13 protein-coding genes are annotated in these 15,008 nt (G+C 42.1%); 8 read left to right on the top strand and 5 right to left on the bottom strand.

Going from position 1 to position 15,008, the window contains the following annotated elements; all coding sequences use genetic code 11:
- The first annotated feature begins 81 nt into the window (after positions 1-81).
- Entirely contained in the window at positions 82-411 is a 330-nt protein-coding gene (locus L0657_RS04850) for a YegP family protein (RefSeq protein WP_235149284.1), read from the top strand.
- Between the two features lie 352 nt (positions 412-763).
- On the opposite strand, the gene L0657_RS04855 is transcribed toward L0657_RS04850, so the two are convergent.
- Positions 764-1,459 (bottom strand): hypothetical protein, encoded by a 696-nt coding sequence (locus tag L0657_RS04855; RefSeq protein ID WP_235149285.1) that lies wholly within the window; start codon positions 1,457-1,459, stop codon positions 764-766.
- 165 nt (positions 1,460-1,624) lie between these two features.
- Here L0657_RS04855 and L0657_RS04860 point away from each other — a divergent pair, with 165 nt between their 5' ends.
- Positions 1,625-1,978, top strand: a complete 354-nt coding sequence (locus L0657_RS04860; protein WP_235149286.1) for a hypothetical protein — start codon at positions 1,625-1,627, stop codon at positions 1,976-1,978.
- A gap of 340 nt (positions 1,979-2,318) precedes the next feature.
- Here L0657_RS04860 and L0657_RS04865 read toward each other — a convergent pair whose 3' ends face one another.
- The 3 genes from L0657_RS04865 to L0657_RS04875 are packed head-to-tail and all read right to left on the bottom strand — an operon-like array spanning position 2,319 to position 3,647.
- Entirely contained in the window at positions 2,319-2,561 is a 243-nt protein-coding gene (locus tag L0657_RS04865) for a DUF6965 family protein (protein WP_235149287.1), read from the bottom strand.
- Between the two features lie 21 nt (positions 2,562-2,582).
- Positions 2,583-2,831: a hypothetical protein gene (locus tag L0657_RS04870; RefSeq protein WP_235149288.1), complete on the bottom strand. Its 249-nt coding sequence runs from the start codon at positions 2,829-2,831 to the stop codon at positions 2,583-2,585.
- A gap of 12 nt (positions 2,832-2,843) precedes the next feature.
- The gene (locus tag L0657_RS04875) at positions 2,844-3,647 is read right to left on the bottom strand and encodes a helix-turn-helix domain-containing protein (protein ID WP_235149289.1); all 804 of its coding nucleotides are present in this window, start codon (positions 3,645-3,647) and stop codon (positions 2,844-2,846) included.
- Between the two features lie 94 nt (positions 3,648-3,741).
- Between L0657_RS04875 and L0657_RS04880 the strand changes: the two genes are divergently transcribed.
- From L0657_RS04880 to L0657_RS04900, 5 genes are all read left to right on the top strand, one after another.
- On the top strand, positions 3,742-6,696 hold the full coding sequence (locus L0657_RS04880; protein WP_235149290.1) for a PHP domain-containing protein: 2,955 nt from the start codon (positions 3,742-3,744) through the stop codon (positions 6,694-6,696).
- A 433-nt stretch (positions 6,697-7,129) separates the two neighbouring features.
- Positions 7,130-9,931, top strand: a complete 2,802-nt coding sequence (locus L0657_RS04885) for an ATP-binding protein (RefSeq protein ID WP_235149291.1) — start codon at positions 7,130-7,132, stop codon at positions 9,929-9,931.
- 129 nt (positions 9,932-10,060) lie between these two features.
- Positions 10,061-10,444, top strand: a complete 384-nt coding sequence (locus L0657_RS04890) for a hypothetical protein (protein ID WP_235149292.1) — start codon at positions 10,061-10,063, stop codon at positions 10,442-10,444.
- 16 nt (positions 10,445-10,460) lie between these two features.
- Positions 10,461-11,402 (top strand): cytochrome-c peroxidase, encoded by a 942-nt coding sequence (locus L0657_RS04895; protein WP_235149293.1) that lies wholly within the window; start codon positions 10,461-10,463, stop codon positions 11,400-11,402.
- Between the two features lie 94 nt (positions 11,403-11,496).
- On the top strand, positions 11,497-11,862 hold the full coding sequence (locus L0657_RS04900; protein ID WP_235149294.1) for a hypothetical protein: 366 nt from the start codon (positions 11,497-11,499) through the stop codon (positions 11,860-11,862).
- Positions 11,863-12,056: 194 nt separating this feature from the next.
- Here the strand turns inward: L0657_RS04900 and L0657_RS04905 are convergent, their stop codons facing one another.
- Positions 12,057-12,326, bottom strand: coding sequence for a hypothetical protein (locus L0657_RS04905; protein ID WP_235149295.1), 270 nt, complete (start codon positions 12,324-12,326; stop codon positions 12,057-12,059).
- A gap of 54 nt (positions 12,327-12,380) precedes the next feature.
- On the opposite strand from L0657_RS04905, the gene L0657_RS04910 reads away from it, so the two are divergent.
- The gene (locus L0657_RS04910; protein WP_235149296.1) at positions 12,381-14,789 is read left to right on the top strand and encodes a T9SS type A sorting domain-containing protein; all 2,409 of its coding nucleotides are present in this window, start codon (positions 12,381-12,383) and stop codon (positions 14,787-14,789) included.
- Positions 14,790-15,008 lie beyond the last annotated feature (219 nt).

Below are 15,008 nucleotides of genomic sequence, written 5' to 3' on the forward strand. Positions count from 1 at the left end.
CCAGACTTTCTGCAAAATTAGTAATTCTCGCCTATCTAGGCAACAACTCGAAAATTAATTTCACATTAAATTAAAAATCCCATGGGAACTTTTGAATTGTTTAGAGGTACTAATTATCAGTACTATTTTAATTTCACTGCTAGCAATGGTAGAATAATTATCGCATCAGAGGGATATACCACTGAACAAAATTGTTTAAATGGTATTGCTTCAGTTAGAAGTCACTCTCCTTATGACGGTTATTATCGTCGAATAGACGAGTTTAGAAACTATCGCTTTAACCTTGTAGCTTCAAATTATCAGATCATCGCGCGAAGTAGTGAGGGGTACACAGAACGGTCTAATCGAGAAAATGCTATTGAGCTTCTCAAACGAGAAGCACCAACGGCTAAAATTAATAACCGGAGTTAAGATTTTCTGCAATTAAACAAAAAAGGGCTTATTAAGCCCTTTTTTGTTTAATTGCAGAAAATCTTACTAACTATGATTAAGACGGCGATAATTATTGGTAAAGATAAGGACGGTTATGAAGTCTGGGGAAAACACTATGGTTTATCGGTAAATCATGAAGTCGCTGACTGGTGCTTCAGGCATTTCCTTAAAACAACAAATAGCCCATTTCCCATATTATTATATTCTGTGCAAAAAATTAATTGGGAAGATGCAGACTTGTATTTTCCGAGCTGTAATAAAGAATTTTGGATTCTCGGAGAAAAGATTATTTTAAATTGAAGTCACAAGAGCTTAGTTAATTATGTCAACATCATTCTTCGTCGAAGGAAATATATCGTATAAACTCTTTGCCCAACTCAGTTGTTCGTGAGGAAAAAACTCCGTCACCTGTCATTCCCGTCTTTAATGAACCTGACCTATGAAACCCAGCAGCACTAAGGTCAGACCATATTATTTCTAAGAGATCATCCTCGCCAGAAAACTCTGAATAAAGATTAATCAGAGCACTCAAAATACTTGCTGAGTAATAATTGGGAATTGGCATACCTGCGTCATCGTAAGCCTTCCTAGGATCATTTATGAAATATAACACTCTAAGATGCCAGCCAGTAAAGCCATCGACTATTTTGACAAAAATTCGCGCTTTTATTTCATCGGGGTTAAATCCCAAAGCCGTATTAGTAATAACATTTTTAAAAGCTAGGCGCTTTTCCTCTTCAGAAGTTTTTGTAGCATAAGAGGTTGCCTGAATTACAACATCAATAAAAAGATCATTACTCAAAAGACTCTCTAGTTGGACACGCTTATTTTCTTCAAGCCAAGCAACTCTATCATTTAGTTCAGAGATAAAATTGTTTATTCGTGTCTGTATTGGGTCACTAATTGCATACGAAAATAATTCGCTTAAAACTGGTCCTGCAACAGGCAGCATTCCAACCAACGTTTTTCCTCCCTTAAATAAAAAGTCTTCAACGCGTGGTTTATTTACTTCTTCAAAATTATCCATGTTCGCTTGTGTCGTTTTTAACAAATATATCTTTTCTCTTTTAGAAAAAATATATTTGTTATTTAATGAAAAATTTAATCAATTACGATTTTTATATCCGTTCTGCTGGGAGTATATTGCAGAAAAACTTAAATCAGTACCCTAAGTCCTCTATTTTTAACGCTAATGAAAAATGTGCTCATTTTTAATCGGATTACCTTGCTCTGGGATTTTCTTTTAGAAGTAGTTTCAGAAGTGTCAACTGAACCAGTGCAAGTTAAAAATGCTAATGAAATTTCATCTTTTGGATATGGGCGAAATTTGGATCTGGCTGTCATCAACGTGGATGATCCACTGTATGTTGATATAAAGATCATAGCGATGATCAGAAAACTTTCTCCCCTTGCCTTGATTGTTGTCTATGGTCAGTCTAAACATGAACGGTTTGTAAAAGAGGGCGCCCAAATGTTTTTTGATAATTTCGTAACAGTGGATGAAATGAAGCGACAATTAACGGCTCGTTTTGATAATCCGGTTTGAGGATATCATCTTAAATGTCTCAACTTTGAAAATTGTTCACGAGCTTTATTTTGGCAGAAGTTGAATCTTTAAAGCGCATCTAAAGCTGGTTCATGTAATGATTGGAGCTGTAAAGAGGTGATCCTTCCAAAATTTCTAACAGGTTGGTAAGGTTAACGTGATCTATATAAGTCATGCGTGATAGCCTACCTTTTGAAACATAATACAGCTTTGTTACTGCAGTGGCTTCATGAATCCGAATGGCGATTTCAATGATGTGGCTTCGGGAAGCATAACCACCTGTGATTTCAATATCAGCTTTCGCTTACACCACCAGCTGACTTTATTACTAATTTAATCATTATAATGCAGTTCCGTATTCCTTTTCCACAATCTCCTTCAACTCCCGCAAATGTTTCAGCAGCGAATCGTGAACGATTTCTGAGCCTTTGTGTTTCTGAACTTTCCGGGCAGACGATTCTATAAATTTGTGGACGTCGTTTACGACGACTATGTATTTATTAAGTTTAAACGGTACCTGCGGAAGTTTCGCAGGTTCAAAGAATGTGAGAAGTTCCTGTAATTCAGTAAGGGTTTTGCTCATGGCGCATTTTTAATTTTGGTTTCAATCTTCCATTCCTTTAAAAAACAGTTCTGCGGCTTCCCATGAATATACGGGATCGTAAAACAAACCGTAGTTCTGTTTCATCGAAGCTTCCATTTTTTCAAAAGCCCATATATTTGCTTCTACGAAATCGCGTGGTTTCATCCACTTTTCGTATTTCAATTTGTTTTTTGCCATGTGTACCATGCTGTGCAGGATATGAACCTGGGCTTTGTAAATTCTCTTGGGTTTTGGTTTTGGCGGTATCATAACGTATGATGTTTACAGGCCGGGTTTTAAAGTTATTTTATCTTCCAGTTTCCGAATTTCGCGGATTACCTGTGTAAGTTCCGTGAGTTCATCGGGCAGGTTTTTACTGTGAAAGCTGTAATATTCCCAAATCTCCAGTACGTCTGAAAACTCTACCAGATAGTCTTCGTAAAGTTTGTTCAGTGAATGAAGTAGCAACCCTTCGTCGGTAATGGTTACCTGCTTGAATACGAATTCCTGATCACCGATCAGGATTACAATACAAAGTGTGGCCGGTTTCAGGCTTAACCAGTCCTGCACGTAACGTGCAAGGATGTCGCTGCCTTCCGGTATCGGAAGCATGGAATCACCGGAGGTGGGAAACATCCGGTAGGTGTAGCCAGATGGTAAGTTTGGGATGTTGAATTTGGGTAGCGCAGCCAGATATTCAGGATCTGTATGTCCTGCGCGGTAACCGGCCTTTGCCTTGATCGGGACATATTCAACATTTTCTTTACTGTCCTGGGTTTGTGTGATCGCCAGAACCCGCAGATTTTTTCCGGTCAGATAGACGTCAGATCCGGATTCCAACTCGCGGAGTTTTAACTCCCCGAGTTTTGCCAGATTTACGGTAAGTAGGGTATCTGTTGCAAGTTTGAAATAACGCGCGATCAGGATAACGTCGGGAATCGAAGGATTCACGGTGGTTCCGGTTTCGATTGCCTTTAATTTAACTCGCGACATATCAAGAAGTTCCGCCAGAGCTTCCTGTGTCAGTTTCTTACGCTGCCGCAGAAACTTTAAATTTTCTTTTAGAAAAATTTCTTGCGCATCCATTTGTATTTTGGTATCATTAGAACCATTACTTTGGTCTTATTAAGACCAAATATAGGAAAATAAATTGAAAACCAATTCTTAATGATCCAAAATTATGCTTCTCAATGTTCACTCTTATTTCAGTTTGCGGTATGGTACAATTAGCGTCGACGATCTGACAAAGCTTCTTGTTGCAAAAGGACATCATACCGCGGTTTTAACCGATATCAATAATTCGTCCGCCGTGTTTCCATTCATTCAAAAGTGCCGCGAATGCGGCCTGAATGGATTGGTCGGTATGGAATATAGGAACGGCGATAAGCTGCTTTACATTGGGATCGCAAGAAATGAGATTGGTTTTGGTGAGCTGAACGAACACATGACAACCGGGAACCGGGCCAAAAAACCGCTGCCGGAAATCGCACCGTTTTTTAACCATGTTTTTGTAATCTATCCTTACAAAGCCAGGACAGTAAAAGAGCTACGTGAAAATGAATTTATCGGAATCAAGCCGTCTGACATCCCTAAAATCGTAAGGGAGCCAAAAGGCAATTTTGAAAAATACGTAATACTATGGCCGGTCACGGTAAAAAATCCGAAGGATTTTGTGTTGCATCAGCAGTTACGTGCTGTCGACCACAATCTTATATTTTCAAGACTTTCTCCGGAAATGCTGGCAAGACCGGATGAAGTGATCCCTACGATTGACCGATTACTCGATACATACCAGAATTTTCCGGAGATCATCAGGTCGACGGAAAAACTGCTTACCAGTTGCAGTTTCAGTTTTGATTTTACCATTGTCAGAAACAAGAAATATTTTACAGGGAACAAGTATGACGACAAACTTTTACTGGAAAAATTGGCCAAATCCGGCATGGTTCGTCGGTATGGCAAGAATAATAAGGAAGCGAAAGCGCGTGTCGAAAAGGAGCTGCGGATCATTGATGACCTGAATTTTGGTGCATACTTCCTGATCACGCATGATATCATACGATACGCAGTATCACGGGATTTTCACCATGTAGGGCGGGGGAGTGGAGCCAATTCGATTGTGGCGTTTTGCCTTGGTATTACTGATGTTTGCCCGATTGAACTGGATTTATACTTCGAGCGGTTTCTTAACCCGAAGAGAGCGACACCGCCAGATTTTGACATCGATTTTTCCTGGAAAGATCGTGACGAGATTTACGATTACATTTTTACCCGGTACCAAACCAAACATACTGCGCTCATGGGTGCCATGAGTACGTTTAAAGATCGCAGCATTATCCGTGAATTGGGAAAAGTATACGGGCTGCCCAAGTCTGAAATTGACGAGCTGATTAAAAATCCAAATTCAGTTTACAACTCGCAGGAAGCTGTTCAATTGATTAAAAGTTTGTATGGGCTGGTTGCTGATTTTCCAAATCAGCGGACAATACACGCTTGCGGGGTATTGATATCGGAGGACCCAATTACCAATTATACAGCACTGGATTTTCCACCAAAAGGACTTCCCACAGCACAATTTGATATGTACGTGGCCGAAGATATCAAATTTGAAAAATTTGATATTCTCTCGCAGCGCGGACTTGGGCACATTAAAGATTGTGTTCAATTGATCGAAGAGAATCAGGGACAAAAAGTGGATATCACAAATCCGAGACGGTTTTTTGAAGATCCAAAAATTAAGGAGCAGATCAGGTCTGCCAATACCATTGGCTGCTTTTATATTGAATCTCCTGCCATGCGGCAACTCATTACGAAGCTGAACTGCGATAACTATTTGACGCTGGTTGCTGCAAGTTCGGTGATCAGACCAGGCGTTGCAAGTTCGGGTATGATGAAGGCATTCATCGAAAGACACCGAAATCCGGAAACGACGGTTTACCTGCATCCGGTTATGGAAGAGCAGTTGCGGGAAACGTACGGAGTCATGGTATATCAGGAAGATGTAATCAAAGTGGGGCACCACTTTGGCGGTCTGGATTTGGCAGACGCGGACGTGTTGCGTCGGATGATGTCAGGCAAAAGCAGGAGCGCAGCGCATTTGAAGGAAATTGAAGGGCGATATTTTGAGAATTGCAAAAGGTTTGGCTATCCGGACGAAACGGCAAAAGAGGTTTGGAGGCAAATGGAGAGTTTTGCCGGGTATAGTTTCAGCAAAGCGCATTCTGCAAGTTTTGCCGTAGAAAGTTTCCAAAGCCTTTATCTGAAGACTTATTTTCCAATTGAATTTATGGTTTCAGTTTTGAATAACTATGGCGGGTTTTACGACCGTAGAACTTATATCAACGAGGCGCGAAAAGCGGGTGCGATAATCCATTTGCCATGTGTGAACAAAAGTTATATGACGACGACTTTATATGGAAAAGATATCTATCTGGGGTTTGATTACATTCTTGACTTGGAACAGAACACCATTGTCAAGCTGCTCAGGGAGCGCGCGGAAAGTGGGTCATATAAAGATCTGAAAGATTTTATTTTGAGGACTGGAATTTCTCAGACGCAAATGGCGATTCTAATACGCGCAGGAGCTTTTCAGTTTACTGGAAAAGTGAAGACCACGATGCAGTGGGAATCATTGTACATATGCAAAGAACTCGAAAATGTGGCGTTACCGTCGCAATTATTTGAACCTGAAATAAATATTCCTGAGCTGCCACAATTTGGCTACGAACAGGTGGAACACCTGTACGATGAAATCCGGCTTCTAGGTTTTCCAGTGTCGGGTAGTTGGTTTGATCTGTTGAAAACAGATTTTCGCGGCCAGATTCTGGCCCGCGACATGCCTGAGCATGTCGGCAAGGTTGTCCGGATGGTTGGTGAGTTTGTGACCTATAAGCCGGTCAGGACAAAACAACGTGAATGGATGATGTTTGGAAACTACTTTGATATCAATGGTGATTTTTTTGATACCGTCCACTTTCCAAATAGCATGGTCAATTATAAATTTCAAGGTCAGGGTGCTTACCTGATCGAAGGGAAAGTGACCATAGATTATGGCTGCCCAAGTATTACGGTCAGCCGCTGCGCTAAAATTCAGGTGAAACCTGACCCACGGATTCTGACAGAACATATAAAATGAACGACAGAGATCTAACAGCATTTGTCTTTTTTGAATTCGTAGCCGCAGTTATACGGAAGTGCAAGTCCGATCTTGTAAGATTAGACTCTTGTTACATATGGATGAAAAATAGCGGTTTGAAATTATTCCTTTTATGGGGCGCAGAATTAAGTGATCTTAATTTCTCTACCTATCTCAATTTAATTTATGTTGATCGTGACGGTTATTCTCCTTTTTTTTATATTTAATCCAAACAACTTCTTTGCTTTTGTCCCTGTCAATTAGTAAGTTGTAGTATCATTAATTCTGCCGGCCAGTGACCATCGTGTTAAGCAACATTTTTAAGAAACATATTTCTGTGTTGCTTTTTTGCTTAATCTCTTGCAGTGAAATCCGGGCTCAGTCTTCCGTTGTACATGTGTCGGCCGACAGCCTTTTTAACAGGGACAACTCCTTGTCTCTACAAAATTTCAAATGGAAGTTCCAGCCCGGAGATCGCCCGGAGTGGTCATCGGCCCTGTTTCAGGATAATAAATGGGTTGAGATAAGAAGCGTTTTCGGAGAAGAATCAGCACCTAAGGGTTGGATAGGCATTGGTTGGTTCAGATTACAGCTTATTATCGATTCCACGATCAATGCGCAAACTCTTGCGTTCCGGATCAATCACGACGGCGCGTCCGAGATTTACATCAATGGAATTAAAAAAGGCGGCTATGGCAAAATCGGACTGAATGCAAAGGAAACTGTTGCCGAACGCGCGCCGAAGTTGCTCATTCCGTTTGACGTGTATAAAGGAGATACGGTACTGATTGCGATTCGATATGTCAATTACGCGCCTCCATTTCCAGACTTTGTCGGGTTCGAATCATACATCGGCAATTACCAGAAATTGTCTTTCTCTTTAAGCTCAACCTCACCCACCAGCCGTAATCAAATGCTCTGTTTTGGGGCATTGTCAGCCTTCACGTTGCTTCATCTTCTTTTGTTTCTCTTTTATCCAAAAGAGAAAGTTAACCTGTACTACGCATTGTTTGTCGCATCAGCAGCCGGGACCTTGCTATTTCGCTACTTATATGCGGAAACTTCCATACCCAATTTTCAATTGCTCGGTTCGATCGCGTTTAACATTTCTAAAACCCTGGCCACCATATTTGGTGGTTTAATGCTTTACGAAATCGGGAAAATAAGTATTTCAGGAATACGACTTGCTCTGATCCTTCTCCCAGGGTGCTACTATTTAATTTTCTACGGTTTTTTTCCTTATGCTACCGGAAACCATCTTTTTAATCTTTATTTTCTTATCCTGATCAGCGACGGCCTTTGGGTAATATGGAAGCAGTTCCGGTCGGGAAGAAAAGGTATATGGCTGATCTGGACAGGAATGTTTATCACTGCCTTATTCTTCTTTTTTGTTGGTACTGATGCGTTTCATATCTGGGAAGGCCGTTATGAAGCTGCTGAAGCACTAATGGCGATTGGATTACTTGCTATGCCTTTGTGCTTTTCTATTTTCCTCGCTCTGGACTTTGCACGGACCAACAATGATCTGAATTTGCGGCTTGTTGAAATTGAAAAACTATCATTGGAAAACCTTCAGGTCGAAAGAGATAAAAGGCAATTGATCGAAAAGCAGGCGGAGACACTTGAAAAAACCGTAAAAGAAAGAACAGCCGAAGTACAGCAGCAAGCCGATAGACTCAGGGAACTGGACATTTTCAAATCGCGGTTTTTCATCAATTTGACACATGAATTTCGTACACCGCTCACGCTAATCCTCGGTCCGGCCGAAAGAATCCACACCCATAATCCAGATACTAAAACGCGAAGCGAAACGAGCCTGATCATCAAAAGTGGTAAAAGACTTTTGAAAATGATCAATCAGCTGCTTGATCTGAGCAAGCTGGAAGCGGGTAAAATGGAAGTGAACCAATCGCCCCAGGAATTAATCAGTTTGTTGAGAAGCATTTGTGGTTCTTTTGAGACATTGGCTAATGAAAAACATATAACACTTCATTTTTCATCGAACATTGAAAAATGTACTGCGAATGTGGATCGGGCCAAATTTGAGAATATTTTCTACAATCTGGTTTCCAATGCATTGAAATTCACCAAAAACGGCGGGAGCATTTCGGTAGACCTTATATTTTCAAATGACAATAATTTCAGCCAGCTTCAGGCCCGGGTGACAGATACCGGGATAGGTATTTCACCTGAAAAACTGCCCTTTATTTTCGACCGTTTTTTCCAGGTCGATTCGTCTGATAGCCGACCTCAGGAAGGAACGGGAATCGGGCTGGCGCTCACAAAAGAACTTATTGAGCTACTCGATGGATCCATCGTGGTAGAAAGTGGGGAAGGCGTCGGCACAACGGTTACTTTAAACCTTCCGATCAAAATTTTGCCTGAACAGCAATCACCGGAACCAGCGGTACCTGCAACCAACAAGGTGCCAAAGAAACAGGAAAGGAGAGCTGCGGAGATTCCATTTCTGCAATCGGCAGATTCAAACCTGATTCTGATCATCGAGGATAATGCAGATCTGAGGGCATTTATACGTTCGTCCCTGTCTGGCAATTATCGAGTTTTGGAAGCAGAAAACGGTGAAGATGGCATCACGCTGGCATTGGAGAATATCCCGGATTTGATTATCACTGATCTGATGATGCCGGGCAAAGATGGGTATGAGGTTTGTATGGCGATTAAAAGCAATGAAAAAACAAGCCACATTCCTGTCATTATTTTAACTGCAAAAGTAGATATCACCAGCAGGATCACAGGTTTACAAACAGGTGCAGATGCCTATTTGCGAAAACCGTTTTATGAACCGGAATTGATGGCGCAGATTGAAAACCTGATCAGCCTGCGCCAGTCCCTTCGTGCTAAGTACAACAGCAGGAACTTGTGGCTTGCCCAGACGTCAGAGCTGCCCTCAATGGAACAAGCTTTTCTAACCAAGGTACGCGATGCACTGGAAGCACATTTGTCCGATGAAACGTACAGTGCAGAACTGCTGGGAAGTGACGTCGGCCTGAGCAGAACGCAATTCCACAGAAAATTGAAAGCCCTTATTAATCAAACCCCGGGCGAACTGATCCGCACCGTGCGGATGGATAATGCAATGGAATTACTTCAAAAAAAAGCCGGATCAGTCGCTGAGGTCGGTTATATGGTAGGGTATGGCAACCCCGCCAATTTCTCCACCAGCTTTACACGCCACTTTGGATTTCCGCCGAGTGATGTTTTCAAAAATACCTGATATCTCGTCCTGGAAAAGCTTTTTTTCTGCAATTGGCACTTTTTCAAATGCATTTGCAACAAAAGCAAATTCCGTTTTAAATCGAATAGCCGTGTTTTGTGATATCTTTAATCACAACGTATGACGGTCATGAAAAATACATTGATTATACTTGGAAGTATTGCTATTCTTTCATTCACATTCTCCTTCACCGTTAGGGATAACCGGATCCTGGGACGCTGGAACAAGATCCAAAAAACGCCTGACGGGCCACTCGACTTGGTATTTATATTCCGGGCTGATAGCACATACGATGGTATCGTCAACGGGAAAGCATTTATCAATGGTAAGTATTTTATTAAAAACGATACCATAAGTGTTTCCGACAATAGCTGTAACATAGCTTATTACGGAACATATCGGATCAAATATTTCGCTCAGGATTCCTTATCATTTACAGCGATTTCCGACACCTGCAAGGAGCGCTACGAAGGTGCCCATGGTTTGAGAGTTAAAAAAATGCAGAAAAAGTAACCTGAGCGTCAGACTAGTGAAAGCAAGAATCTTCATTCTGATTTGCGTTATTCCGCTGCTTTTTATCGCCAGCGTCATGCATGAGTCTGAGCCAGCCAGCGCCATGGAATTGGGGAAATTGCTATTCTCTGACCCGATCCTATCTGGCAACCGTACGGTCAGCTGCGCTTCCTGCCACAAAGAAAATTTCGCCTTTGCGGACACGCTGGCGCTGAGCCCTGGCGTAAATGGTCGCCTGGGAACAAGGAATACACCTTCGGCCATGAACATGCGTTTACAAGAAAGTTTTTTCTGGGATGGCAGAGCTTCCACACTGGAAGAGCAGGCATTGATTCCGATCGAAAATCCGTTAGAAATGGATTTACCTGTCGACTCAGCCATTGCGAGGCTAAATAGCAATGCATTTTATCAACAGTCATTCCTGCGCATTTTCAAAGAAAATCCTTCCAAAAAGTCTTTGGCAAAAGCGCTTTCGGATTTCGAACGTTCGCTGGAAACTAATAACAGTCCTTTTGATGACTGGCGCGTCAATGATAATGAAGATGCGGTCAGCGCTTCTGCGAAACGAGGGTTCAAGCTTTTTAATACCAAAGCCAAATGCATTCAATGCCATTTTGGACCGGATTTTAATAATGTAGAATTCCGGAACATTGGGTTATTTGATGGTCGCATGCACGTTGACAGCGGTAGGTCAGCCATCACGCACAAGAAATCAGATCTTGGAAAATTCAAAATCGGTTCTTTACGAAACATAGCGGTCACAGCACCTTACATGCACAATGGAATGTTCAAATCGCTCAAAGAAGTGATCGACTATTACGATAACCCAGACCTGATTATTCCGAAAGCTATGAACCGGGACACGATACTAATCAGGCCATTGCAATTAACTGATACTGAAAAACTGGACCTGGAAAACTTTCTTATTTCACTTACGGACCGACGTTTTCTGAAATGAGAGTGAATGGTACATTTTTACGAGAACGTGTAGGATTGGCAGAAATTGAGAAATAAAAACAAAAGAACTATTTGAACTGATTAACCTACTAATCGTGAAAACACAAATTAAAAAAACAGCTATCCTTATTTGCTCGATCTTCTTAACCTTCGCCTGTAGTAATAAAGATGAAGAAGTTATCACTCGGGATTGCGAACAAAATGACTACGGCATTGTAACTATAAACTACAATTCTGGTTCGGTAAAGCATGCAATAGACATTACCACAAATGGTAGCGGGGTTGTTAGGACAAAAATAACTGCTGCGGGAGTACTAAAAGACACTTTGCACTTGAAAACGAATACTTATGCATTGTCAATAGCAAGTGTGAACAGTGCAGGTCTGGTGATAGATCAGTTTCCGGTAGTAAATGTTACGACATCGAAATGTAGTGAAAGGACAATTGACATAATTTTTTAAAAATAGTCACCGATAAGCATTGGCCTTTACTTCCTTAAACAGAAAAGCAATATCACTAATCCGCACCGCTTTCCCGCTGTCTGTAGTCACTTTGCTGATGATAACCTCTTTGATTTTGACATAGGGAAACTTTTTCCTATTGGAATGTCCGGTCATTTCGGAATTAAAATTGATGAAAAATTTGCAGGCCCGTGCTAGTTTTCCTGATGCTGGGAATCTTCTATGCGGAGATTTTCAATGGGAAGTTTTTCAGGCATATAGCAGCTATAACCGAAGTCATACTGGCCTGAATTCGACCTGCCGCTCAGCGAAGCACTGAATGGTTTGCTTTCTGCGGGCAGAAAGACACCATTGCGGATCGCCAGCGCTCCCTGCCTGGTAACACCGCAGTGGAAACATAGGTTAACAATATTTCTGACGTGAATGCTCGAATTTCCATTCAAAGCTATGGTCTTTATCACCATTTTTAAGTGCCTGATAATGAGTATACTTCATCCATTTAACTCAAATTTACAACTATGAGAGGACTCACTTCAATACGAATAGTAGTTAGCCTTGCCTGCCTGTTTGCATTTGCAACGCACTCGATAGCGCAACAACGACCGTATCCTGCGGGTGTTTCGTCGGGATTGAACTCCTGGTGGGAAGCAAAAGCATTTAACGAAACAGCGAATGTCTGGTATCCGAATTTTGGGAATGTGGCACTGCTCCCTTTCCTTTTTACTCCCGGACGCTCAAGTTTTAAAAAAACGGATGCCTACAACGGGCTAAACTTTAATCCGGTTTTAAAGATGACAACGGCCGGAATGTCGGCCGGTTTGGTATTAACCAATGATCCGTCGGCTTCATATACGGTAATTGCCGTCAGTCGGCCCGGTTCTTACACTGCCCCATTCAATCGGCTCTGGGGTTTTGGAGAGAACGCTGCACATCCCGGCTTCTCGCAATATACCAGATACGGATCTACTGCAAGGTTCAGTGCTGCCTACATCCTCAACTCTGAAAATAATGTCGACTGGTACTCTACATCACAAGACCAGCCAAGGGAGTTTAACATCTCCGGTGCCTCATTTTCCTATGGAGAGGCTAACCGTTATTTGGAAAAAATAATCTCCTTAGACGGGCAACGAAAAACCGTGCATGGGGGGGAAAGAGCAGATTTTAGCACCATGAACTTGTATCTGAATGCAGACCCCGCAGCAACCTTCACACAGCAAGAAACCGACTATGCGGAGTTAATCATCTATAGGCGACTGCTCACTGAAACTGAACTCAGCCGTTTACATACGTATCTGTCTATCAAATACAGTATTCCACTTCGTATCGACGTGCCCTCCTCGGTGAAATATACAATGGATGGCGTAACCGACCTGTGGACAAGCACCGCTGGTTTTAATTATCATATCACCGGAATCGGGCGCCACTCCTCCAGCGGCCTGGATCAGCGACTTTCCCTTCAGACCAGAGGAGGATTTTTACCGGTATCAACCCTTGGAGGGGGTAGTTCTGCTGCTGTACCGTTTTTGAATGATAATACCTATTTTCTGGTCGGGGATAATGACAAACCATTGGAACCCACAGTACAACTTCCCCTTCCCGGGGGTACCCGGCCCGAGCGAATATTTCGTGCGCAAAACACCGGGGTGACTGATTCGCTATGGCTGGGTGTTGCGCCGAACAGGTTTCCCGCAGAAACACCTTGCAATTCCAACTACCTGGTGATCAGCAATACGCCTGCCTTTGAAACATACTCATCTGTAAAACTAAGACCTGATGTAATCAACTCACCTACCAGCTTTTCGCGATATGCTGTTCATGCTGTATTTCCTCAGGGAGAATCGTATTTCACTTTTGCGACTCTCGAACATCAGGTAACTCCTGTTGTTACCGACGGAGATGTTGAGTCTCAAACATTTAGTAATTGCAAAGAAACAGACGGACTCAATTATTTTCTCGATGAACTCGGAAAGCCCATATTCTCGATCAGCGGGTTGAGTGAAACGCAACTGAATGCTCTTACTGTCCGTATTAAAAAGCAAACCGGGCCGGTTCAATTTGACAATTCTTCTTTCCGCTCCGCACTGATGGGAAGGCTGCTTACTTTAAATCTCAATGCTCCGGCTACCTTTAACGCTACGATACGCTTTTATTACCAACCTGGTGAACTAGACGCAACCAGGATTGCTGGCGGAACTGATTTTTGGTTTAAAAAGGAGGCAACAACTCAGCAAATACTGGATGATTTTACGCCGGACGGGACTCTCACACCCGGAAGCTATGCACAACTTGCTGGCACAGCAGGTATTCAAAACGGAATATCCTACATAGAGTTTCCCAACCTCACTTCCTTTTCAACCATCGGATTTATTTCCTCAAAATCAGTAGCTCTTCCTGTTAGACTTCTGGATTTTGATGTAACAAAGGAGAAAAATGTGTCAATGTTGACTTGGGTAACAAGCCAAGAGGTCAATGCAGAGCGATTTGATATACAGCGTAGTGCAGATGCCAAAAGCTGGGAAACGATTGGACATAAAGCTGCAACCGGCGAATCGGATGATAAAGTATACTACCAATTTACAGACTACCAACCTTTACCCCGGGACAATTATTACCGGTTGAAAATGATTGATCATGACGGAACATTTGCCTTAAGCAGGCTTAATTATATTGCTTTTGACAGCGATAACACATTAATCCTTTACCCCAATCCAGGTACAGATGTTGTCAAAATAAAAAAGGGCATTTTCAAACCAGGAACAATGGCTGACATCTCCATTTTCGACACGTTGGGTAAGAAGGTGTTTTCATTTAGCGGCGCCACGGATTCAGAATTCAATATCAGTTCATTACCAACCGGCATTTATCAGATGGTGGTAACGACAAAAACGGGAGATGTACGTCGTTCTAAGATATCGGTTATGCGTTGACGAAGATTTTATAAGGAGTCGGCATCGCGCTGGGTGGCATATCTGGTAGGGTGGAGAATTCGGAGCCACTGATCACCCGAATTCGAAAATTGAGGGCAGTCGTTGTAAGTTACCAATTAGATCTACCTGATCTGTCAGAATCCATTTCCCTGAATCGGTAACTACATCCCATGTAAGACCGAAATCTTTTCTGCTAATCTTGCGTCTTAATGTAAGGCC

The organism is Dyadobacter sp. CY345, assembly GCF_021502725.1.
Classification (GTDB): Bacteria; Bacteroidota; Bacteroidia; order Cytophagales; family Spirosomataceae; genus Dyadobacter.